This window comes from Yersinia sp. IP36721, assembly GCF_003634395.1.
GTDB lineage: Bacteria > Pseudomonadota > Gammaproteobacteria > Enterobacterales > Enterobacteriaceae > Yersinia > Yersinia entomophaga.
The window spans coordinates 114,222-137,798 of record NZ_QCZL01000005.1 but is presented as its reverse complement, the minus strand read 5'-3'; the positions used below and the strand labels follow the sequence as shown (position 1 = coordinate 137,798).

Here is a 23,577-nt window from a genome sequence, read left to right as displayed (position 1 = left end):
GCGCTATTCGCCTCCGGCGCTGACCGTTTCTATTACCGCGCAACCACGAGGGTTTGCTATGACGATGCCAACACCAATGTGCCCTAATCGTATGCAGGTGCACTCTATTGTGCAGGAAACGCCAGATGTTTGGAGCCTGCAATTAATCAACCACGATTTTTATCCGTATCAACCAGGCCAATATGCGTTGGTGAGTATTCGCAACAGTGAAGATACCCTGCGCGCCTATACCCTTTCCTCTTCTCCGGGCCTGAGCCGCTTTATTCGTTTGACTATCCGTTGCCTGCCCGACGGCGCGGGTTCTCGTTGGCTAACTCAAGAGGTACAGCCGGGACATTACCTGTGGCTATCCGACGCTCAGGGGGAATTTACCTGTGCCGATAATCAGGATGACCGTTATTTAATGCTGGCCGCAGGATGCGGCGTGACGCCAATTATGTCGATGTGTCGCTGGCTGTTAGCCCACCGACCACAGGCCGATATTCGGGTGATTTTTAACGTTCGTACCCCAGATGACGTTATTTTTTCCGCTGAATGGCAGGCGCTGATTGAAGCCCACCCGCTGCGGTTACATATTACTTTGATGGCAGAATCGGGGGCTAAAGAAGGTTTTTTCAGCGGCAGAATTTCTGCCGAAATCATGCAGAAAATCGCGCCAGATATTCGACAATACCGAGTGATGACCTGCGGCCCCGCGCCTTATAGGATGTGGGTGGAAAATTATTGCCGTGAGCAACAGGTACCGCCAGAACGTTTCCAGCAAGAGCAGTTCCACATCGAAGAAGAAAAACCACAGTCAGGCAACCAACTGACATTAACCATTAATCGCCCGCTACGCCAACTGCGAGTTCCGGTCGGCGCGTCTTTACTGTTCGCACTTGAAGAAAATAAGGTGCCTGTCTCCGCGGCTTGTCGTGCTGGCGTCTGCGGTTCTTGTAAAACTCGAATCATTTCCGGTAATTACACGACCACCAGCACCATGACGCTGACGCCGGAAGAAATCGCTCAGGGTTACGTGTTGGCCTGTAGCTGTCAATTGCAGGGCGATACCCAATTGGCCTGACGACAACAAAAAATGCCCTATTACACAATATAAACCCCGGTTAATAGGGCATTAACTCTTAAACAGACCATACTTTCTCCTCCTGGAATAAAAGCATCGCGATTAAATCTTGGGGGAAGTATGAAACAGACCGTAGCAACACTGGTGGCTAAAACGCTGGAACTCGCTGGCGTGAAACGAATTTGGGGCGTCACCGGCGACTCTTTAAACGGATTAAGTGACAGTTTGCATCGCATGGGCACCATCGAATGGCTAGGTACTCGTCACGAGGAAGTTGCGGCCTTTGCCGCTGGAGCAGAAGCGCAGTTAACCGGCGAACTGGCGGTTTGTGCCGGTTCCTGCGGGCCAGGAAACCTGCATTTAATCAACGGACTTTTTGATTGTCACCGTAACCATGTCCCGGTTTTGGCCATTGCTGCACATATTCCCTCCAGTGAAATCGGCAGCGGTTATTTTCAGGAAACGCATCCGCAGGAACTGTTCCGCGAATGCAGTCATTATTGCGAATTAGTCACAAATCCTGAGCAATTACCGCGCGTATTGGAAATCGCCATGCGCAAAGCCATCCTTAATCGCGGCGTTTCTGTGATTGTGCTTCCCGGCGATGTAGCACTGCAAGCCGCGCCGGAAGATGCGCCGATGGTCTGGCATACCCCAAAACACCCGCTAATTCAGCCGCCGATGAGCGAACTGGAAGCGCTGGCTGAAACCTTAAATTCCGCTAAAAACATTACGTTGATGTGCGGTAGCGGCTGCGCCGACGCCCATGACGAAGTGGTGAAACTGGCAGAAATGCTGCAAGCACCGGTGGTACACGCGCTGCGCGGCAAAGAGCATATTGAGTGGGATAATCCCTATAGCGTCGGAATGACCGGGCTGATTGGTTTTTCCTCCGGTTATCACGCCATGATGAATGCCGATACGTTGATTTTGCTCGGCACTCAGTTCCCTTATCGGGCCTTTTATCCTACTCACGCTAACATTATTCAAATCGATATTAATCCTGGAAGCATTGGCGCTCACTGCCCGGTGAATAGGGCGCTGATGGGTGATATCAAAACGACCCTACGCGCTCTATTGCCTCAACTACAGGTAAAAAGCGACCGGCGTTTTCTGGATAAAGCGCTGGAACACTACCGAACCACTCGTAAAGATCTGGATGGACTGGCAACAGCCAATGACGATCAGCCGATCCATCCACAGTATCTGGCGCAACAAATCAGCCATTATGCGACCGACGACGCCATTTTCACCTGCGATGTCGGAACGCCAACGGTCTGGGCCGCCCGCTATCTGCAAATGAACGGTAAACGTCGTCTACTGGGGTCGTTTAACCACGGTTCCATGGCCAACGCCATGCCGCAGGCGATAGGGGCGCAAGCAACGGCACCAGAACGTCAGGTGGTAGCAATGTGCGGCGACGGCGGTTTTACTATGTTAATGGGCGATTTTCTATCACTGGCGCAGCTTAAACTGCCGGTGAAAATTGTGGTGTTCAATAACAGCGTGCTGGGTTTTGTCGCTATGGAAATGAAGGCTGGCGGCTACCTGACCGACGGCACGGATCTGCACAATCCTAATTTCGCCGCCATTGCCAATGCGGCAGGAATAAAAGGCATTCGGGTAGAGAAAGCATCCGAGCTGAACAGCGCGCTGGAAACGGCTTTCGCCCATCCAGGCCCGGTATTGGTGGACGTCGTTACCGCCAAGCAAGAGCTTTCCATGCCACCGCAAATCAAATTTGAGCAGGCGAAAGGCTTTAGCCTGTATATGCTGCGCGCCATTATCAATGGCCGCGGGGATGAAGTGGTTGAGCTGGCCAAAACCAACTGGCTACGTTAATCAATGAGTCGGTCACATGTCAGATATTGCCGTACCACACTTTGTCTTGTGACATATATCTTGTGACATATGATAGCGATCAAGGTCTGGCACGGGTAAACTTTTATCCGGCCAGATACTAACGATTTCAGGGGAAAATAACCGACGGCTACCCTGTGAGGTTACTCATCCTGCCCTCGCGACTTTCCTTTATCAAGAGCTTTCACGATATGTATATCGATCTGCGTAGTGACACAGTAACCCGCCCTTCTCCTGCCATGCGTCAGCGAATGGCCAATGCCGAAGTGGGCGATGATGTGTACGGCGAGGACCCAACAGTCAAGGCGTTGGAAGTCGAGGGAGCGCGGCTCTCCGGCAAAGCGGCATCATTATTCTTACCCAGCGGGACTCAGGCCAATCTGGTAGCATTACTAACGCACTGCCAGCGTGGCGATGAGTATATTGTGGGACAAAAAGCCCATAATTATCTGTACGAGGCGGGCGGTGCAGCGGTTTTAGGCAGTATTCAGCCGCAACCGCTGGATGCCAATGACGACGGCAGTTTGCCGTTGGATAAAGTACTGGCCGCCATCAAACCTGATGACATTCTGTTTGCTCAAACCCGTCTGCTCAGTCTGGAAAATACGCACAGCGGCCGCGTGCTGCCCATCAGTTATCTGCAACAGGCATGGGCGTTGACCCGCGAAAAAAATCTGGCTTTACATATTGATGGGGCGCGCATTATGAATGCCGCAGTGGCGCTAAAGGTTCCGCTACGGGAAATCACCCAGTATTGCGATACCCTGACTCTCTGTCTTTCCAAAGGATTGGGCGCACCGGTCGGTTCCTTACTGTGCGGCAGCGAAGAATACGTTAAGCGCGCTATACGTTGGCGCAAAATGACCGGCGGCGGTATGCGTCAGGCCGGTATTCTGGCGGCTGCAGGACTTTACGCCTTGCAGCATAACGTGGAGCGCTTGCAGCAGGATCACGACAACGCAGTGTGGCTGGAGCAAAAGTTGCGGGATATCGGCGTAGAGATTATCGCTCCCGGCGCTCAAACCAATATATTGTACATTCGCCAGTCGGCAGAGCTGGCGGCCCAAATGGGGCCGTGGATGCGTGAGCGCGGCGTGTTAATCAGCGCCGGGCCAGTGACCCGCATGATTACGCATTTGGACGTTAGCCGAAGTGATTTAGAACGAGTGGTTGCACTGTGGTATGAGTTTTTGACATTACATAACTGAAATTAATAATATTTTTTGTCTACGTCGCCTTGGTGATATTCTGTCGCCAGGGCATTTCTATTTCGGCAGAAACAGCCCAAGATATCGATTCTGTTACCGCCAACCTTACCGAGTGACTATCATGACACCACAACGAATCTTAGTGTTAGGTGCCAGTGGCTACATCGGCCAGCATTTAATTCCACGCCTTTGCCAGCAAGGGCATCAGGTTACCGCCGCTGCACGTCGAATTGAATGGCTGGAAGAACAACAGTGGCCGAATGTTCGCTGCTGTTTTGCCGATCTGTATCAGCCGGAGACCCTATGTCACGCACTACAGGATATTGACGTTCTCTACTATCTGGTTCACGCCATGGGCGACGGCGAGGACTTGGTAGAACAGGAGCGACAGGCCGCCAGTAACTTGCAGCTAGCGCTGAAAAACTCCTCGGTAAAACAGGTGATATTCCTCGGAGCATTGCAACCGGAGGAAAACAGTTCCCCACATTTGGTCGCCCGAAAATTGACTGGCGATTTACTGCGACAAAGCGGCGTACCTGTCACTGAGTTACGTGCCAGCATTATTGTCGGCCCCGGTTCAGCGGCTTTTGAAGTGATGCGCGATATGGTGTACAACCTGCCAATTTTGACGCCGCCGCGCTGGGTTCGCTCCAAGTCATCCCCTATCGCGCTGGATAACCTATTAGTTTATCTAACGGAAATACTGAATTATCCCTCTGATGAAAACCGCATTTTTGACGTCGCCGGACCGGAATACATCAGTTATCAGACCCTGTTTGAGCGCTTTATTGCCATTAGCGGTAAACGTCGCTGGCTGATCCCGATTCCGCTGCCGACCCGTTTTATTTCGGTCTATTTTATCAGCATGATTACCTCGGTGCCGACCAGTATTGCCAGCGCATTGATTCAGGGCTTGAATCATGACTTACCCGCAGACGGCGCTCCGTTACAGGCATTAATACCGCAGAATTTAATCAGCTTTGACGATGCGGTGCGGGAAACCCTGCGGCAGGAAGACAAAGTCGTTGACTCCGCCGATTGGGGTTACGATCCGGAAGCCCGCGCCCGCTGGCGTCCCGGTTACGGCTTCTATCCCAAACAGGCCGGTTGCCAATTGGATACCACAGCTTCCAGCGAAGCTTTGTGGCATGTCGTGCAGCAAATCGGTGGCCCGGAAGGCTATTTTTACGGTAATCCGCTGTGGAAAACCCGCGCCTGGATGGACGATCTGGCAGGCGGAGGCGTCGTTTACGGCCGACCAGACCGACCAACGCTGGAATTAGGTGATTTAGTCGATGGCTGGAAGGTGATTACGATAAAACCACTGCGTCAACTGGCCATGATGTTTGGTATGAAAGCGCCAGGATTGGGGCGGCTGACCTTTACCATCAAAGATTTAGGGGATAAACGCCGCTTTGATGTTCGGGCCTGGTGGCATCCGGCAGGCTTCAGCGGACTGCTGTATTGGTTCGTTATGATGCCCGCTCACCTGTTTATTTTTCGTGGCATGGCGAAGAGAATTGCGCAACTGGCCGAGCAATACGATCGGGAAGCGCACAAATAGCGCGCATTTGTCGATCAACCACACAGTTTGCAACCCTTAGTCAGCCCTTTCTGATTGCATAGCGCATCATTTCACGAAAGAATGGCACCTTATTTGCTGCGCGCATGATATTGCCGCCAGCACTCTGATTTTTGGTGGGAACCGAATTCGTTATGAAGGTATTGGTCACCGGCGCAACCAGTGGGTTAGGCCGAAACGCCGTTGAATATCTCCGCCGTCAAGGTATCAAAGTGACAGCAACCGGTCGTAATCAGGCCATGGGTAGCCTATTGGAAAAAATGGGCGCTGAATTTATTCATGCCGATTTAACGAATCTGGTTTCATCGCAGGCCAAAGCCATGCTGGCCGATGTTGATACGCTCTGGCATTGCTCCAGCTTCACTTCCCCTTGGGGTACCGAGCAGGCTTTTGAACTGGCGAACGTCCGCGCGACTCGCCGTTTGGGGGAATGGGCAACCGCTTACGGGGTAGAGAATTTTATTCATATCTCTTCCCCAGCGATTTACTTCGATTATCACCATCACCGAAATATTCAGGAAGATTTCCGACCGGCGCGTTTTGCTAACGAATTTGCCCGCAGTAAAGCTGCGGGGGAAGAAGTGATCCGGCAGTTGGCTCTGTCTAACCCGCAAACCCACTTTACCATTTTGCGCCCACAGGGGCTGTTTGGTCCGCATGACAAAGTGATGCTACCGCGCTTATTACACATGATTAAGCACTACGGCACCTTGTTATTGCCACGCGGGGGCGAAGCGTTGGTGGATATGACCTATCTGGAGAACGCCGTTCACGCCATGTGGCTGGCGACGCAATCCACCACCACCGAATCTGGCCGCGCTTACAATATCACCAATCAGCAGCCGCGCCCGCTGCGCACCATCGTTCAGCAGCTGTTGGACGCGCTGGATATGCCGTGCCGCATTCGTTCGATTCCCTATCCAATGCTGGACGTGATGGCGCGTACCATGGAAAGAATGGGGAATAAAAGCGAAAAAGAGCCGGTTCTGACCCACTACGGCGTCGCCAAGCTCAACTTCGATCTGACTTTGGATACCCGCCGGGCAGAAAAAGAATTGGGCTATCGCTCGCTGGTTTCTTTGGATGAAAGCATTAACCGCACTGCTCGCTGGCTGAAAGAACACGGAAAGCTACGAGGGTAATACTGAAAAGCAGCGAAACCAACGGGCTACGCTGCTTTTTCGCGACACTTTTAGAGTTTATCGCACTCGGCACTCACGCTATTGAGCGCAGATTCACTCATCCGAAGCTCGACATCCTTATTTTCCTCAGGCTTATGATATTTAACCAATAATGCATCGGCTATCGCCTCGGTTTCCGCATCAGGCAAACCGCGTATATCCGAAGGCCGAAAATGCATCTGGAAAGCGCTAATCACTCTTCTCTGCTGTTCCGGCGTCATATCAGGCGTGATTTCATAACCATAACAGCTGAGTTTAGCTAATAGCGGCATTACTGGCACGGCCCGATCTGCACGCCTCTTCCCCAGATAATATTGAACATCCGCGACGTCCGGCCACGCCCCAATCCCTTGCTTCGCCAAATGCTCCCAAGGGAACAAAGGCCCCGGATCTTCTTTACGCTGTGGCGCAATATCACTGTGAGCAACAACATTACGTGGCTCTATTTCATAACGTTCGATAATTTTATGTGCCAAAGCAGTGACCAGTTCAATTTGTTGAGGTGTGTAAGGGTACCAATGTATCTTCCCCAACAGGGTACTGGTGAATCCCGGGTTTACCTGTTCAATGCCTATAGAGGTGTCATTGAGATTAGTTCGCCCACGCCAACTGCTCACTCCGGCATGCCAGGCTCTGAGGTGCTCGGGAACCAGCTGCCAGGCGACGGGTTTACCACTATGGTGATCTCGGGGAGGATAAGCTGGAACCAAATAGTGCGCGCTGACCTGTTCGGTTGTCAGCACGTTAAGGGATTCAGGAAAATTCAGTGCCGTATAATGTAAAACCAAAAAGCGAATCCGCCGATCGACGCCCATTGCCTGACGAGAGTCATTCAACATAAAACTCCCTTGGTCAACCAAAGCCTTGTCTTCCTGTACAGCCCCCAGCGCATGAAACGGTACCAACAGCATAATAAACAGCATCCAGAAGCATTGTTTCATCTCGATATCCTTATCGGTTTCCTCCGGATTTTACCTAATAAAAACTAATTTCGCGTTTCGCGTTAATAGGTATGAGTAAGAGGAATGCGTTAAATGAATTAACCTAATAAGTTGAATAAAAAGGTAAAATATTCGTTACCTTTTTATTCTATACCGACACGATCAGCAAACAATTCGGATTACCAAGCCAATTTAACCACTAACGGGATACTTTAACCGCTGTGCCGCTGACGCTAACCATTAACATGCTGCTATCTTTTCCTACGGTTTCATAATCAATATCAATGCCTACAATGGCATTGGCTCCGAGCTGCACGGCCTCTTCCTGCAGTTCTTTAAAGGCAATTTGTCGCGCTTTCCGCAATTCTTTCTCATAGGCACCGGAGCGGCCTCCCACGATATCCCGCACGCCGGCGAAGAAATCTTTAAAAATATTCGCGCCCAGAATGGCTTCACCGGTGACCACACCGCAATACTCAGTGATGGTAAAACCTTCTAACGTCGGAGTGGTAGATAACTGCATGGCATATTCCTTAAACCAAAGATAAAAATCCTAAATCGCCCAAATAATAGGCGGTACATATCATTTTCAGATAGATATTTATAACAACATGAACATGAACTCCAAGTAAATAAGACGCACCCTAAGTTCATCCGTAAAAATAAATTTATACTATATTAACTGCATGATTGAGTTGCATGTCTGGCATTTCACATAGGTAATAAAATGAACAAAAAAAATATTGCACTGGTATTACCCTTGGCGTTACTGCTGAGTGCCTGTACCACTCCCGTTACACCTGCGTTTAAGGATATCGGCAGTCGCAACGGCCCTTGCGTGGAAGGCGGCCCGGATCAAGTCGCTGAACAGTTCTATAACTTACGCGTACAGCAAATGGGCGCTGCGGGCACTGCGTCTGCTAATTATTCCGCAGAACAACTGCGTCCTTTCCTGAGTCAGGCTCTGTATCAGGATATTCAAAAGGCGCGCCAGACGCAGAGCGCTAACCGTTCGACCACCCATGCCGATCAGGCCATCGCCAGCGTTTACGCCGGCGTCAGTGACGCAGATGTGGCCAGCGCCTCCACCATTCCCAACACCGATGCCAAAAATATACCGCTACGAGTGACTCTGGTACACCGCGCGCCGGACGGTAAGGAATCTCGCTGGCAGGATGAAGTTTTGATGGTACGAGAAGGCAGTTGCTGGGTAGTAGACGATATTCGCTTTATGGGGGCCAATGCTCCAGCCAGCTCTCTGCGCCAGCTGTTGGGTCAGCGCTAGCTCAGACAATAAACTGGCCGGAGAATCGCACCACTGGTGGCAGCCATTTATGCGCCTCAGTGAATTCTCTGCCAGTTTTATTCACCACACGACAAATTCCTCTCCACGGGAAATAAACCCAGAGGTTATGCTAGCTTTGCGGGTTCCAACCGGTTATTAATAAATTTTAACGCACAAAGATTGCATAAGTATGCCGCGGAAGTTAACATTCCCCGCATCATTGGCTATTCAGATTTGGCGCATGAGTATTCAACTTAACGGAATTAACTGTTACTACGGCGCACATCAGGCGCTGTTCGACATCACATTGAACTGTCCAGCGGGGGAAACCCTGGTTTTGCTGGGCCCTAGCGGCGCGGGTAAAAGTTCTTTACTGCGCGTGCTCAACCTTTTGGAAATGCCACGCTCTGGGACATTACAGATCGCGGGTAACCATTTTAACTTTACCCAAGCTCCTGACGCGAAAGCGATCCGCGAACTGCGTCAGAATGTAGGCATGGTATTCCAGCAATATAATCTCTGGCCGCATCTGACCGTGGTGCAAAACCTGATTGAAGCGCCTTGTCGGGTGCTTGGTCTATCTAAAGATCAGGCGATGGCGCGCGCGAAAAAATTGCTGTCCCGTTTACGGCTGACCGACTTTGCCGACCGTTTCCCACTGCATCTTTCCGGGGGGCAACAGCAGCGAGTGGCCATTGCGCGAGCATTAATGATGGAGCCACAGGTTCTGTTGTTTGATGAGCCAACGGCGGCGCTTGATCCGGAAATTACCGCGCAAATTGTTAGCATAATTCGCGAGCTGTCCGAGACCGGTATCACTCAGGTTATCGTCACACATGAAGTTGAAGTTGCCCGTAAAACTGCCAGTCGGGTGGTTTATATGGAAAACGGTCACGTAGTGGAACAAGGCGATGCCAGTCATTTCGCCCAGCCTCACACCGAAGCTTTTGCCAGCTATCTGTCACATTGATATCTAATTGGGAATTTTCGATGAAAAAATTATTAATTGCAGCGGTCCTTGCCAGTATCAGTCTGTCTGCTTCTGCGGCTGAAACCATTCGTTTTGCGGCGGAAGCGTCTTACCCGCCGTTCGAGTTTATTGATGCTAATAATAAAATGCAGGGTTTTGATATCGATCTGGCCAATGCGTTGTGCAAAGAGATGCAGGCTAACTGCACTTTCACCAATCAGGCCTTTGACAGTCTGATTCCGAGCCTGAAATTCAAACGTTTCGACGCAGTGATTTCCGGCGTAGATATTACGCCTGAGCGTCTAAAACAGGTTGCGTTCACCAAACCTTATTACGATAACTCAGCGCTGTTTATCGCTCAGAAAGGCAAAATCGCCGATCTGGCCGCGCTAAAAGGTAAACGCGTCGGCATGCAAAACGGCTCAACGCATCAGAAATTCTTGTTGGAAAAGCACCCTGAAATCACCGCAGTGCCTTACGACAGCTACCAGAATGCAATTCTGGATCTAAAAAATGGCCGTCTGGACGCAGTATTCGGTGATACCGCAGTGGTCAACGAGTGGCTGAAGCAGAGTCATGAACTGATGCCGGTCGGGGACAAAATTTCCGATGCGGATTATTTCGGTACCGGTCTGGGCATCGCGGTACGTCAGAACAATACCGAATTACTGGGTAAGTTAGATGCGGCACTGGCGAAAGTGAAAGCCGATGGCACCTATCAGACAATTTACAAAAAATGGTTCCAACAGTAACTTAAGCACCCATGAATGAATTTCAACCTTTAGCAAGCGCCGCCGGCATGACCGTCGGCCTTGCCGTTTGCGCACTGGTTCTCGGCCTCATTCTGGCAATGTTGTTCGCCGTTTGGGAATCCTCCCGCTGGAAGGTCATCAGCTATCTGGGCACCGCCTGGGTTACGCTGCTACGCGGCCTGCCAGAGATTCTGGTCGTGCTATTTATCTATTTCGGTTCATCACAATTACTGATGATGCTGTCAGACGGCTTCACTCTGAATTTCTATCTGTTCGAACTGCCGGTGAAGCTGAATATCGACACATTTGAGGTCAGCCCTTTCCTGTGCGGCGTGATTGCGCTGGCGTTGCTGTATTCTGCCTATGCTTCGCAAACGCTGCGCGGCGCGCTCAAAGCGATTCCTGCCGGTCAATGGGAATCCGGGCAGGCTCTGGGAATGAGTCAGGCGACGATCTTCTTCCGCCTGATTATGCCGCAAATGTGGCGCCACGCCCTACCGGGGCTGGGTAATCAGTGGTTGGTTTTACTGAAAGACACCGCGTTAGTGTCGTTGATTAGCGTAAATGACCTGATGTTGCAGACCAAAAGCATCGCGACGCGCACACAGGAACCTTTTACCTGGTATATGATCGCCGCTGCAATTTATCTGGTGGTGACTCTGCTAAGTCAGTATGTAATCAAGCTGATTGAACTCCGTACCACGCGTTTTGAACGGAGCCCATCCTGATGTTTGATTATTTACCTGAGATCCTAAAAGGGCTGCATACCAGCCTGACGCTGACCTTTGTTTCGCTGCTGGTGGCGTTGGTACTGTCGTTGATTTTCACCATCATTCTGACGCTGAAAACCCCGATAGCCACGCAGTTGGTGAAGATTTACATCACGTTGTTCACCGGCACGCCGTTACTGGTACAAATCTTTCTGATTTACTACGGCCCCGGCCAATTCCCGGCGATCCGCGAATATCCGTGGCTGTGGCATGTACTTTCGCAACCCTGGCTGTGTGCCATGATCGCACTGGCGCTGAACAGCGCGGCCTATACCACACTGCTGTTCCATGGAGCGGTTCGGGCAATTCCTGCCGGTCAGTGGCAGTCTTGCGAAGCGTTGGGAATGTCCAAACGCCAGTCGCTGCGGATTTTACTGCCGTTCGCCTTTAAACGCGCTCTGTCGTCTTATTCCAACGAAGTAGTGTTGGTGTTTAAAAGTACCTCACTGGCATACACCATTACATTGATGGAAGTGATGGGTTACAGCCAGTTGATGTATGGCCGCACCTACGACGTGATGGTATTTGGCGCGGCAGGTATTGTTTACCTGTGTGTTAACGGCTTGCTGACTCTACTGATGCGTCTGGTTGAACGTCGGGCGCTGGCCTTCGAACGTCGTAATTAAGCCTTAAATCACTGCACTTTGAAACCCCGGTATCTGCCGGGGTTTTTTATTCATGTCAAGAATAAATCCCACGTCAAAAACGCAATTTCCCCCCTGATTATTACCAAGCTCATTTTTCCCACTGCGGCATTTTTAACACGCTTTTGGCGAAGAGGATTATGTTGATTTTTTTATTATATTCTTAATCACTTTTCTTGCATATTAATTCACAAGGTGGCAATGTAATTCCAATTGATTATGGTATTTCACACCGCTAAAAGTTCCTTAGCGGTAATAAAATCAATAAGTAATGTTGCACCCTATTAAAGACTTTCAGACAGGAGTTTAGGCATGAAAAAGATATTACTGGCGACAATTCTGACCGGGATGGCCTTTAGCGCTAGCGCTGCGGAAACCATTCGTTTTGCCGCCTCGGCAACCTATCCACCGTTTGAATCTATGGGGGCCAATAATGAGATTGTAGGTTTCGATATGGATTTGGCAAAAGCATTGTGTAAACAAATGGAAGCCAACTGTACCTTTACCAATCAGGCCTTTGACAGCCTGATTCCTGCGCTAAAATTTCGTCGCTATGACGCTGTCATTTCTGGAATGGATATCACGCCTGAGCGGAGCAAACAGGTCGCGTTTACTCAGCCTTACTACGCCAACTCCGCGATTGTGATTGCCCATAAAGGCAAGTTCACCTCTCTGGCCGATTTGAAAGGCAAGCGTCTCGGAATGGAAAACGGTACTACACACCAGAAATACATGCAGGAAAAGCATCCTGAAATTCAGACCGTGTCTTACGACAGCTATCAGAATGCCATTTTAGATCTGAAAAATGGCCGTATCGACGGCGTATTCGGTGACACCGCCGTGGTCAACGAATGGCTGAAGAGTAACCCTGAATTGGCTTCCGTAGGAGAGCACGTTACCGATGCACAATACTTCGGCACAGGTTTAGGCATTGCAGTACGCCCTGAGAATACCGAGCTGTTGGGCAAACTGAATAAAGCGATTGATGCAGTGAAGGCGGACGGCACTTATAAAACCATTAATGACAAATGGTTCCCGCAATAATTCCTGCAATCAATAGAATTGCCTGATATTCCAGAGAAATTACAGAGATAAAAAGCCGGATTTCAACAATGATTTTCGGCTTTTTCTATGATTCAGCACTTAAGCTTTTCGAAACTCAAGCCGTTGGCTCGCGCCGCACCAGCAGCGTAATCACTTCATAATGGCTGGTATGAGGAAACATATCGAACAACTGCACTCGCTCAATGCGGTAATCCGCTAGCGCAGCGATATCTTTGGCCATGGTTTCCGCATTACAACTGGAGTAGAGAATAAACGGCGGCGCCATTTGGCTAAGATAACCACAAAGCGCGGCGCCGATGCCCCGGCGTGGCGGATTGACCAGTACCAATTCCGGCACTTCCGTCTCGCCGGTGGCAAAACGTGTGGAATCCAATGCGGCAAAACTGACCTGTTTCAGCCCCAGTTTTTCCGCTGATTGTCGCGCACAGGCAATAGCTTCAGCGCTGATTTCAATGCCGGTCAGACGAGTTTCCGCCGTAGCGCAGTGCAAACCAAAACCGCCGACGCCGCAGAATAAATCCCACATGCTACCAATATTCAGCTCACGTACCCAATCGCGGGCCGTGGCGTACAGTGCGGCGGCCACATCAGGATTGGTCTGGAAGAAACTCTGCGGCCGAATATACAGCGGCACCTGATTAAAGCGTTCTTCCAGCGCCTGTTGCTCCGTCAGCGGAATTTCCTGCTCCCCTTCCAGTATTGCCATATGCACCGGCTGAATATTGACGGAAATAACCCGTAGCAGAGGTAATTGTTGCTGTAGCCACGGCAGGGTTTTCCGCAACTGCTCTACCTTAGTTTCCGAACGCAGCACAAAGCGCAGCATCAACTCGCCGCTGACGGTGCTTTCGGTTAACAGCAGAAATTTTAACTCGCCGCGCTTGCGCGCCACGTTATAGGGCGTTAAACCGGCACGAGCGATAAAAACCTTCAAAACGGCAAATACCGCAGCAAAACTGGCGGGATACAACGGACAATCGCTCAGATCCACCGCCGTTCCGTCCCGATGCAACATACCGAATAACGGACGCTCTACGCTGCCGCTAACCACCATTTTCGCTTTATTACGAAAAGCGCTTTCACGCCCGAAAACCGGCGTTAGCCATTGAGCTACCGGTTGCCCGGCCAGCAGATTTTCTAAATGATGTTGTTTATCCGCCAGTTGTTGGGAGTAATCTTTCTCCAACCACTGACAGGAACGGCAGCTGCCCGCCGTATACTGTGCGCAATGCATGAATATTGACCGTTATGATTTATTACGTTGAGATTTGCAGCGCTCTCGGCCGCCAATGGGGGCGGATTGTACCACCCCGCGTCGGGAAACACTCATTTTGACTGGCGGAAAAAACGCTTCGAATGGAAAGGAATAAACAACAGACCCATAATCACCACGTCGGGGATTTTTTGTATTAACAGACTGTGGAACACCTCGGCTTCGTTTTCGCCCTCAATGCGGAATACATCAACATACAACCAGTCCAGTGAAGCCAGCAGCATATAAACTACCACCACAATCTGGCACAGCAGATAGCACCAACGACCCCAGTTCTTACGACGGATGACAGCTCGTCCGCAGGCAATTTCGAGGAAAACCAGCCCCAGACTAGCCAGCAAGATCAGGCCAGAATCCCAACTTTGCAGATTTTCCGCGATAAAAAGCTGCATTCCGCCCATGCCCAGTTCGGCTACCAGCAGCAACAGGCCTAAAACCCGAGTCGCGATAATGGCGGTGCCGCCGACTAATACGGCGACTGGCGTGGCTGCGGAAACTTTCATATTGGCTTGCCCTTCTCCCAGACTGACACTCATCCACCCTCTCCCGCAACCTGATGTTATCTTTCACATTAACGCCGCCCGCAGACGGCATGCGATCGAGAGAAAGCCTAGCAGCTTTGGGAAATTTCAGCCATGGGCGGCTTTGCGTAATTCACGCGATCGCTGCTTTTCCGAGCGCGCCATCATTCGCCAGGCGATCAGCCCGATAATCCCGACCACCAGCAGGATCAGCGTTGCCAATGCGTTGATTTCCGGATTCACCCCCATACGCACGCTGGAGAATACCAACATCGGCAGCGTCGAAGCCCCCGGCCCGGCAACAAAACTGGCAATAACCAGATCGTCCAGCGACAGCGTAAAAGCCAATAGCCAGCCTGAGATCAACGCCGGAGCGATCATCGGAGCGGTAATAACAAAAAACACTTTTAGCGGCGTGGCGCCCAGATCCATCGCGGCCTCTTCAATGGAACGATCCAGCTCCCGCAGTCGCGAACTGATGACCACAGTGACATAAGCAGTGCAGAAGGTGACGTGGGCCAGCCAAATGGTGAACATGCCGCGCTCCGCCGGCCAGCCGATAGCGTGCCCCATCGCAACAAACAGGAGCAGCAGAGACAGCCCGGTAATCACGTCCGGCATCACCAGCGGTGCAGTCAACATAAAAGCAAAACCGGTAGAGCCGCGAAAACGACCAAAACGCACCATTACCAAAGCAGCGATAGTGCCGAGTATCACCGCCATCGTCGCCGAAGCCGCCGCAATGGTCAGACTCAGCCCGACTGCCGATAACATAGTAGAATCATGGAATAATTCGGTATACCAACGGGTTGACCAACCGCCCCACACCGTCACCAACTTATTGCTGTTAAATGAATAGATCACCAGCATCAGCATAGGCGCGTACAAAAAGGTGAATCCCACCACCAGAATCACCCGTCGCCAGACAGAACGAACCTCAGGTAGGTTATTCATCCTTGACCTCCCATTTCTTTATTCTGATGTTTATGGAACCAAAGGATCGGTGCGATCAACAGTAACAGCATGACGGTTGCTACGGCGGAAGCGACCGGCCAGTCACGATTGCTAAAGAATTCGGTCCACAAAATGCGCCCAATCATGATGGTGTCTGGGCCCCCTAACAGTTCGGGAATAACGAATTCCCCTACCGCCGGAATAAACACCAGCATCGATCCGGCGATTATGCCGCCTTTGGTCAAAGGTACAATAATGCTGAAGAACGTTTTAAAGGGTTTGGCTCCAAGATCGGAGGCCGCTTCCACCAGCGAATAATCTAAACGGGTTAGCGCGGTATAAATCGGCAACACCATAAATGGCAGGTAGGCATAAACCACGCCGATATATACCGCCAGATTGGTATGTAAAATGACCAAAGGCTGATCGATAACGCCGAGCCAGATCAGCACGTTATTCAAAATACCGTTGTTTTTCAGAATCCCCATCCAGGCGTAAACCCGAATCAAAAATGACGTCCACGAAGGTAAAATCACCAATAACAACAGAATATTACGCGTCGAATGACTGCTGTGAGCAATCGCCCAGGCCAACGGATAACCAATGATCAGGCAACACAAGGTGGAAATACCAGCCACCTGCAAAGATTGTAAATAGGCGTCGATATACAGAGGATCGTCGAGCAATTGCAGGTAATTTCCCAGATTCAGAGAAATATCCAGCTTGCCATCCATCCATGTCATGAGATCGGTGTAAGGAGGAACCGCACGGGCCATTTCAGCCAGACTGATTTTAAATACAATCAGGAAAGGCAGCATAAACAGCAAAAACAGCCACAGGTAGGGCAAACCTATCACCAGTTTGCGGCCATGAGCCATTTGCCAACGCTGTAGGCGAGCGATTAACACACCGGATTGGCGGGTTGGTGGCTCCGGCGTTGCTTGAACCGAATTAGGTATCATCTTCTAGCTCCCCAGCACCACACAGCTATCCGTTTCCCAGCACAGACGCACTTCATCGCCCCAGGTTGGCATACCTTTACGATAACGATGGCCGTTTTGCAGCTGGGCGCTAATAGTTTGCCCACTATGGAGTTTGACATGGTAAATCGACAAATCCCCTAAATAGGCAATGTGTACCACTTCACCTACCGCAAAGTTAAAACCAGCTTCCGGCACGCTTTCGCACAGCATGATTTTTTCTGGCCGTAGGGCAACCAACACCGGCACCCCGTCGACTACAGAAGCGTCTGAATCCACTTTCAACGGATGACGCAGGCCAGGGCTGCGAATAACCAGCGCATCTTCCTGGCGTTCCGTAAGCACGCCCTCAAAGACATTCACTGAACCTATAAATTCGGCGCTAAATCTACTGTTCGGGTGTTCATAAATTTCTTCCGGCTCACCGATTTGCACAAATTTTCCGCGATTCATAATCGCGATACGTCCAGCCATGGTCATGGCTTCTTCCTGATCGTGAGTCACCATCACGCAGGTCGCGCCAACCCGTTCCAGAATATCCACTACTTCCAACTGCATCCGGTCGCGCAGTTTTTTATCCAGCGCGCCCATTGGTTCATCCAGCAGCAGTAACTTGGGTCGCTTAGCCAGACTACGCGCCAACGCCACCCGCTGCCGCTGGCCGCCAGATAATTGATGGGGCTTACGTTTGGCAAACTCTTGCATATGCACCAGCGCCAGCATTTCCTCTACCCGACTTTTAATTTCCCCACTCGGCAATTTGTCCTGCTTTAGGCCAAAGGCAATATTCTGCTCGACGGTCATATGAGGAAATAACGCATAAGACTGAAACATCATATTAATTGGCCGTTGGTAAGGCGGCACATGGGACAAATCCTGCCCATCTAATACAATCTGCCCTTGAGTCGGCAACTCAAAACCCGCCAACATCCGCAATAGCGTCGATTTTCCGCAGCCGGACGCGCCGAGCAAAGCAAAAATCTCGCCTTTATAAATGGTTAGATTGACATCATCCACGGCCGCCTGACCGTCGAAGATTTTGGTTAAATTGCGAATTTCCAATAAAGGGGTAAACGCCTTCAGGGATTTCAACGGCGGACGGGAAATTACATCATTCACTCTGCGTGCTCTCCGTAGAAGCAGAAGAGGCCACATCATAATGCGGCACAAAATAGCAACAGAAACAGCCGGTTTCCCTACTGTTTCTCCCCTCATCATTTTAGGTGATACCAGATTGGCCGCTGAAAACAGCCAACGGCTCAATCAACGGTATTACTTACCTGTTTTGACTTTAGTCCAGGCGCGAGTCATCACCCGATCAATTTTTGGCGACTGAACTTTCAGGGTGAACATTTTGGCGCGAACGTCCGCCGGCGGGTAAATCCCCGGATTATCCCGAACGTCCGGATTCACCAAAGGCGTCGCGGCTTTATTGGCATTGGCGTAAAACACATGGTTGCTGATATTGGCGATCACTTCCGGGCGCATCAGGTAGTTGAGGAAGAGGTAAGCCTCATCCTGATTTTTAGCGTCCGCAGGCATGGCAAAAACATCGAAGAATGCCAAAGCCCCTTCTTTCGGAATGCTGTAAGCCACATTGACGCCATTTTTCGCCTCTTTTGCTCGGTTTGAGGCCTGCATAACATCACCAGCCCAACCAACGGCTACGCAAATATCACCATTAGCCAGATCGTTAATGTATTGGGAAGAATGGAAATAACGAATATTTGGCCGCAGTTTTAACAGCAAATCTGTTGCCGGGCCGGTGTAATCAGCGGCATCGCTGCTGTTAGGGTCCTTGCCCAAATAATTGAGCACAGTGGCAAAAATCTCACTTGGAGCATCGAGGAAGGACACTCCGCAGCTTTTCAATTTCTCCAGATTTTCCGGTTTCAGCACCAAATCCCAACTGTTGATTGGCGCATCGGTTCCCAGCGCCGCTTTCACTTTATCAACGTTGTAACCAATGCCAGTAGTCGCCCACAGATAAGGGATCGCGTATTTATTTTCCGGATCGTGCTGACTCACCAGTTTGAGTAATTCCGGGTCCATATTTTTATAATTAGGCAGTTTGTTCTTATCCAGCGGCTTAAATACGCCGGCGGATAATTGGCGCTCAAGGAAACTGGCCGAAGGCACCACCAGATCGAATCCGGTACTCCCCGCCATCAACTTCCCTTCCAACACCTCGTTGGAGTCAAACACGTCATAAACCACTTTAATGCCGGTTTCCTTTTGGAAATTTACCAGCGTGTCTGGGGCAATATAATCAGACCAGTTATAAACGTGCAGTATTTTTTCCTCAGCAGAAACTGAGACGGACGCGGCCATAAGCAGGCCTGCAGTAACACCCGATAACCATTTTTTACGTTGGGTGAACATCCGTGAACTCCTCCAGAACAGGGTAAATCATAGAATTGAATTTGTACCCGACGGGTACAACACCTTTCCTGATCGAGCGCTATTGCCACAAACTCGTTATGCATGGCTATGCACTGGAGTGAGTTATTGATTAAGCGTCAATAACCACGAATTTGCGGGGGTAATCATATGCCCTTTGCAGAGCATAAAGCATAACCCCTGATAGTTATACGAGCCAGTATCCAGCGTAAAAAACGCCTTTTATCGACTTTTTATGCATAGTTAATCTATGTAATTCGCCACTTGTGGCATAAACGGCGCTAAATATCTGGCAAACTAGGGTAAAAAGCAGAGGATCTTATGGCGGGAAAAATGAAAAACAGCATGCCGCCGGGGATGGCGGCCAGCTAAATCAGTGAATAACCGGGAAAGAGGTCGGCACGACCTGCCCTTCTTCCTCTTCGGTTTCACCGATGAACAGCAGATCGTTTGCTCGGGCTTCCAGAATAATCATCGAAACCTGCTCTTCGCTCTGCTGCATAAAGTGGCCAAACTGCTCCAGCGTAATACCTTGGGTGATGTACACCGACTGGCAAACAATCAACTTCGGCAGATTATCATCCTGAATATCAATAAAGGCCTTGGCCGTTAACGAGCTGGCATTGATTTGGCTTAAATCCGCAACAAGCGGAATCAGCGCCGTAGGCCGGATTTCAGCTAACGCAGAGAAGAGAATAACGTTATCTACCAGGTCCACTTTGGCATCAAATATGCCTTCAAAATTTTGCATGTGGGGCAAATGCAGTGCCTGGCATGAGTCGCATTCAAAGAACGAGATCCCTAACTGATCCAGCCAACGCCGTAATAAGGCTAAATCCGGGACGATGAGTGAATCCATAGCAACCTACCTCACGATTCTTGCAACAAGAAAAGTGGCATAGCTTACGGAATATTCGCCGTTAGCGCCATGACCAATCCAGACTAATTGACAGCAAAAGCCGTGACTATCTGCGAAATATGCGAAGAGATACGCAAACAACAGGAAAAAGAAGTCTTTGTCATTATCGTTATCAGGGATTAAGGCTTTTTCTCCTCTTTATCTGCCGTTTTGGCGGTGTCTTTTTTATCGATCCCATTCATTCCCAATAGCGGGCCAAAACCCTGCGCCACACGCCAGACTATGCAGGCTGCGGCTGGAACCATTAGCCCAATACCAATAAATATCATCATAATCGCGACGCTAGGCTCGCTTAATCCAGCGGGCAGCGTGACATAATGATTGATACTTAAATAGGCCAGCACCAGTAATAACATTCCCAAGGCTTCCAAAATAATCACCATTTTGGGCATATCGCCTAAAGCACGCATCTTTTCCTCCTGTACAACTACTTATAAGATTTAGCCAAAGGTGTTGAATCCGCCAATGCTACAACACTCAATGAATGTAAATAATCGGTTAAGCCAAAGAATCGACGGATATAAATAGGTTCGGATAATCGGATTAACAGGCAATTCCTACTTTGTTTTCGTCTCATCAACGGGCATAGTAACACCCAATGAAAGTGAGTAATACGCGACAAGTCATTCAGCAATCGAAGATACACTGATTGGCAGACGAAGTGATTAACTCAATATAATCAAGGAGTTTTGCATGTTTACTGTAATTTTCGGACGTCCTGGTTGCCCTTACTGCGTCCGTGCCAAAGAGCTGGCCGAAAAACTGAAGGCTGAGCGTGACGATTTTGATTTCAACTATATCGACATTCATGCGGAAAATATCACCAAAGCCGATTTAGAAAAAACTGTCGGTAAGCCGGTTGAAACCGTACCGCAAATCTTTATCGATGAAAAACACATCGGTGGTTTCACTGATTTTGAAGCTTACGCTAAAGAACATCTGAATCTGTTCAAATAATAGCGATACCTAAGCCATTAATTGATGGCTTAGGTGCGATAAAGAGAGGGAGCTTCGGCACCCTCTCTGTATTTTGGCTTGAACGCTCTCATGAAACTTCAAAATAAAATCACGAAAATCCCACAGATAAGGCCTGATTTTTTGGCCGATCCCGCTATTAATTTCCCCGTTAAAAGCATATTTATCCGCTAACACCGATTTCCCCGCTTACTACTGGCTGTAATCCCTCGGACAGACTAGAATAACCACCGCCATTGCCGTTACATGCATCAGATTTTGCTGAAGGCATTTATCTGGCAACGAATGCAGATATTACCGGGTCACATAACCCTTTTTAGCGTTATCTACTTCAGGTTAAACAATAAGTTATCCTCCGTGAATATAAACGTCGCAAATCTGTTAAACGGCAACTACATTCTGCTGTTATTCGTAGTTCTCGCGCTGGGGTTGTGCCTCGGTAAATTACGGCTGGGCTCGGTCCAGTTAGGTAACTCTATCGGCGTATTGGTTGTTTCTCTACTATTGGGACAACAGCATTTCGCTATCAATACCGAAGCCCTGAACCTCGGGTTTATGCTATTTATTTTTTGTGTCGGCGTCGAAGCGGGCCCAAATTTCTTCTCTATATTCTTCCGTGATGGCAAAAACTACCTGATGCTGGCGCTGGTAATGGTCGGAAGCGCCATGGTTCTGGCGCTTGGGTTGGGTAAACTGTTCGGTTGGGACATTGGCCTCACCGCCGGTATGCTCGCCGGATCTATGACCTCGACGCCAGTGCTGGTCGGTGCCGGAGACACCCTACGCCATACCATTGCCAATAACCCGACGTTGCAACACGCACAGGATAACCTGAGCCTCGGCTATGCCCTAACTTACCTGATCGGTTTGGTTAGCCTGATTTTTGGCGCGCGTTATCTGCCAAAACTGCAACACCAGGATTTGCCGACCAGCGCCCAGCAAATTGCCCGTGAGCGCGGTCTGGATACCGATAGCCAGCGTAAAGTGTATTTGCCCGTGATCCGCGCTTACCGCGTCGGCCCGGAACTGGTAGCCTGGGCCGACGGCAAAAATTTACGCGAGCTGGGAATCTATCGTCAGACCGGCTGTTACATCGAACGTATTCGCCGCAACGGCATTCTGGCTAATCCGGACGGCGATGCGGTGTTACAGGTTGGCGATGAAATATCGCTAGTTGGCTACCCGGATGCTCATTCGCGCCTCGATCCCAGTTTCCGTAACGGTAAAGAAGTTTTCGACCGCGACCTTCTGGATATGCGTATTGTTACCGAAGAAATCGTGGTCAAAAACAGTAATGCGGTAGGTAAACGCCTGAGTCATTTGAAACTGACCGATCACGGCTGTTTCCTTAACCGTGTTATTCGCAGCCAGATTGAAATGCCTATAGATGACAGCATCGTATTGAATAAAGGCGATGTCTTGCAGGTCAGCGGCGATGCCCGTCGGGTCAAAAGCGTTGCGGAAAAAATCGGTTTTATTTCCATTCATAGTCAGGTCACCGATCTGCTGGCTTTCTGTGCCTTCTTTATTATTGGCCTGATGATTGGTCTGATTACCTTCCAATTCAGTAATTTCAGTTTCGGTATCGGTAACGCAGCAGGCTTGCTGATGGCCGGCATCATGCTGGGCTTCCTGCGAGCCAACCACCCGACTTTCGGCTATATCCCGCAGGGTGCGCTCAATATGGTGAAAGAGTTTGGGCTGATGGTGTTTATGGCTGGCGTTGGTCTGAGCGCCGGTGGCGGTATTAATAGCAGTCTGGGTGCCGTGGGTGGGCAAATGCTGATATCCGGCCTGATAGTCAGTCTGGTGCCAGTCATTATCTGCTTCCTGTTCGGTGCCTATATTTTACGAATGAACCGCGCACTATTATTCGGAGCAATTATGGGTGCCAGAACCTGCGCCCCTGCGATGGACATTATCAGCGACACGGCCCGCAGTAACATTCCAGCGTTGGGTTACGCGGGCACTTACGCCATTGCTAACGTATTACTGACCCTGGCCGGTTCGCTGATTGTGATTATCTGGCCGGGAATTTGGGGATAGCGCCGATCTATTTTCGGTGAAGGTACAATAAATTTTATATTTTTCGCATTCGGCAAGAACTTAATGGTTTAGCCGTAGTCTGAATTAGTGCCACTGCTTTTCTTTGATGTCCCCATATTGAGGAGCCCGATAGTCCCGCCTTCTTAGGTTCAAGACTAATCGGGTTTTTTCTTGCCTGAAATAAAGTA

23 protein-coding genes are annotated in these 23,577 nt (G+C 50.0%); 13 read left to right on the top strand and 10 right to left on the bottom strand.

All coding sequences use genetic code 11. The annotated features are described in order from the left end of the window. Positions 1 to 58: 58 nt before the first annotated feature. The 5 genes from hcr to DBA33_RS07065 all read left to right on the top strand — a co-directional run bounded on the left by hcr (position 59) and on the right by DBA33_RS07065 (position 6,855). The gene (gene hcr / locus DBA33_RS07085) at positions 59 to 1,063 is read left to right on the top strand and encodes an NADH oxidoreductase (protein ID WP_120806016.1); all 1,005 of its coding nucleotides are present in this window, start codon (positions 59 to 61) and stop codon (positions 1,061 to 1,063) included. Positions 1,064 to 1,183: 120 nt separating this feature from the next. Next, entirely contained in the window at positions 1,184 to 2,905 is a 1,722-nt protein-coding gene (gene poxB, locus DBA33_RS07080) for a ubiquinone-dependent pyruvate dehydrogenase (protein WP_064512846.1), read from the top strand. Positions 2,906 to 3,114: 209 nt separating this feature from the next. Further along, the gene (ltaE, locus tag DBA33_RS07075) at positions 3,115 to 4,131 is read left to right on the top strand and encodes a low-specificity L-threonine aldolase (RefSeq protein ID WP_120806014.1); all 1,017 of its coding nucleotides are present in this window, start codon (positions 3,115 to 3,117) and stop codon (positions 4,129 to 4,131) included. 121 nt (positions 4,132 to 4,252) lie between these two features. After that, entirely contained in the window at positions 4,253 to 5,695 is a 1,443-nt protein-coding gene (locus DBA33_RS07070) for a DUF2867 domain-containing protein (protein WP_120806012.1), read from the top strand. Between the two features lie 152 nt (positions 5,696 to 5,847). Further along, on the top strand, positions 5,848 to 6,855 hold the full coding sequence (locus DBA33_RS07065) for an NAD(P)-dependent oxidoreductase (RefSeq protein WP_064512840.1): 1,008 nt from the start codon (positions 5,848 to 5,850) through the stop codon (positions 6,853 to 6,855). 50 nt (positions 6,856 to 6,905) lie between these two features. Here DBA33_RS07065 and DBA33_RS07060 read toward each other — a convergent pair whose 3' ends face one another. Beyond that, the gene (locus DBA33_RS07060; RefSeq protein ID WP_240442690.1) at positions 6,906 to 7,805 is read right to left on the bottom strand and encodes an N-acetylmuramoyl-L-alanine amidase; all 900 of its coding nucleotides are present in this window, start codon (positions 7,803 to 7,805) and stop codon (positions 6,906 to 6,908) included. A 229-nt stretch (positions 7,806 to 8,034) separates the two neighbouring features. Then, the gene (locus DBA33_RS07055; protein WP_064512836.1) at positions 8,035 to 8,358 is read right to left on the bottom strand and encodes a heavy metal-binding domain-containing protein; all 324 of its coding nucleotides are present in this window, start codon (positions 8,356 to 8,358) and stop codon (positions 8,035 to 8,037) included. A gap of 204 nt (positions 8,359 to 8,562) precedes the next feature. Between DBA33_RS07055 and DBA33_RS07050 the strand changes: the two genes are divergently transcribed. From DBA33_RS07050 to artJ (DBA33_RS07025), 6 genes are all read left to right on the top strand, one after another. Continuing rightward, the gene (locus DBA33_RS07050; protein WP_064512834.1) at positions 8,563 to 9,120 is read left to right on the top strand and encodes a lipoprotein; all 558 of its coding nucleotides are present in this window, start codon (positions 8,563 to 8,565) and stop codon (positions 9,118 to 9,120) included. A gap of 241 nt (positions 9,121 to 9,361) precedes the next feature. Beyond that, complete coding sequence (gene artP, locus DBA33_RS07045; protein ID WP_120806077.1) at positions 9,362 to 10,090, top strand: arginine ABC transporter ATP-binding protein ArtP; 729 nt, start codon at positions 9,362 to 9,364, stop codon at positions 10,088 to 10,090. A 20-nt stretch (positions 10,091 to 10,110) separates the two neighbouring features. Next, positions 10,111 to 10,842 carry an arginine ABC transporter substrate-binding protein gene (gene artJ, locus DBA33_RS07040; protein ID WP_064512832.1) on the top strand — a complete coding sequence of 244 codons (732 nt, stop codon included), beginning with the start codon at positions 10,111 to 10,113 and terminating at the stop codon, positions 10,840 to 10,842. 11 nt (positions 10,843 to 10,853) lie between these two features. Beyond that, positions 10,854 to 11,570, top strand: coding sequence for an arginine ABC transporter permease ArtQ (gene artQ / locus DBA33_RS07035; RefSeq protein WP_064512830.1), 717 nt, complete (start codon positions 10,854 to 10,856; stop codon positions 11,568 to 11,570). Beyond that, positions 11,570 to 12,238 carry an arginine ABC transporter permease ArtM gene (artM, locus tag DBA33_RS07030; protein WP_064512828.1) on the top strand — a complete coding sequence of 223 codons (669 nt, stop codon included), beginning with the start codon at positions 11,570 to 11,572 and terminating at the stop codon, positions 12,236 to 12,238. The genes artQ and artM overlap by 1 nt, the downstream gene beginning before the upstream one ends. A 330-nt stretch (positions 12,239 to 12,568) precedes the next feature. Then, positions 12,569 to 13,300 carry an arginine ABC transporter substrate-binding protein gene (gene artJ, locus DBA33_RS07025; protein ID WP_120806008.1) on the top strand — a complete coding sequence of 244 codons (732 nt, stop codon included), beginning with the start codon at positions 12,569 to 12,571 and terminating at the stop codon, positions 13,298 to 13,300. 115 nt (positions 13,301 to 13,415) lie between these two features. Here the strand turns inward: artJ (DBA33_RS07025) and rlmC are convergent, their stop codons facing one another. From rlmC to DBA33_RS06985, 8 genes are all read right to left on the bottom strand, one after another. Continuing rightward, a complete protein-coding gene (gene rlmC, locus DBA33_RS07020) occupies positions 13,416 to 14,555 on the bottom strand; it encodes a 23S rRNA (uracil(747)-C(5))-methyltransferase RlmC (protein WP_064512824.1) in 1,140 nt (379 codons plus the stop codon). 92 nt (positions 14,556 to 14,647) lie between these two features. Continuing rightward, on the bottom strand, positions 14,648 to 15,130 hold the full coding sequence (locus tag DBA33_RS07015) for a YbjO family protein (protein WP_084414268.1): 483 nt from the start codon (positions 15,128 to 15,130) through the stop codon (positions 14,648 to 14,650). Positions 15,131 to 15,223: 93 nt separating this feature from the next. Then, positions 15,224 to 16,069 (bottom strand): putrescine ABC transporter permease PotI, encoded by an 846-nt coding sequence (gene potI / locus DBA33_RS07010; RefSeq protein WP_064512822.1) that lies wholly within the window; start codon positions 16,067 to 16,069, stop codon positions 15,224 to 15,226. Further along, positions 16,066 to 17,031 (bottom strand): putrescine ABC transporter permease PotH, encoded by a 966-nt coding sequence (potH, locus tag DBA33_RS07005; RefSeq protein WP_064512820.1) that lies wholly within the window; start codon positions 17,029 to 17,031, stop codon positions 16,066 to 16,068. The genes potI and potH overlap by 4 nt, the downstream gene beginning before the upstream one ends. A gap of 3 nt (positions 17,032 to 17,034) precedes the next feature. Beyond that, positions 17,035 to 18,168, bottom strand: a complete 1,134-nt coding sequence (gene potG, locus DBA33_RS07000) for a putrescine ABC transporter ATP-binding subunit PotG (RefSeq protein WP_064512819.1) — start codon at positions 18,166 to 18,168, stop codon at positions 17,035 to 17,037. A 153-nt stretch (positions 18,169 to 18,321) separates the two neighbouring features. Beyond that, the gene (potF, locus tag DBA33_RS06995; RefSeq protein WP_120806006.1) at positions 18,322 to 19,431 is read right to left on the bottom strand and encodes a spermidine/putrescine ABC transporter substrate-binding protein PotF; all 1,110 of its coding nucleotides are present in this window, start codon (positions 19,429 to 19,431) and stop codon (positions 18,322 to 18,324) included. A 391-nt stretch (positions 19,432 to 19,822) separates the two neighbouring features. Then, positions 19,823 to 20,308: a YbjN domain-containing protein gene (locus tag DBA33_RS06990; RefSeq protein ID WP_064512815.1), complete on the bottom strand. Its 486-nt coding sequence runs from the start codon at positions 20,306 to 20,308 to the stop codon at positions 19,823 to 19,825. Positions 20,309 to 20,487: 179 nt separating this feature from the next. Next, positions 20,488 to 20,778, bottom strand: a complete 291-nt coding sequence (locus tag DBA33_RS06985; RefSeq protein WP_120806004.1) for a YbjC family protein — start codon at positions 20,776 to 20,778, stop codon at positions 20,488 to 20,490. Positions 20,779 to 21,061: 283 nt separating this feature from the next. Here DBA33_RS06985 and DBA33_RS06980 point away from each other — a divergent pair, with 283 nt between their 5' ends. Further along, positions 21,062 to 21,325, top strand: coding sequence for a GrxA family glutaredoxin (locus DBA33_RS06980; protein ID WP_064512811.1), 264 nt, complete (start codon positions 21,062 to 21,064; stop codon positions 21,323 to 21,325). A gap of 375 nt (positions 21,326 to 21,700) precedes the next feature. After that, positions 21,701 to 23,389 carry an aspartate:alanine antiporter gene (locus DBA33_RS06975; protein WP_049596833.1) on the top strand — a complete coding sequence of 563 codons (1,689 nt, stop codon included), beginning with the start codon at positions 21,701 to 21,703 and terminating at the stop codon, positions 23,387 to 23,389. Positions 23,390 to 23,577: the final 188 nt, after the last annotated feature.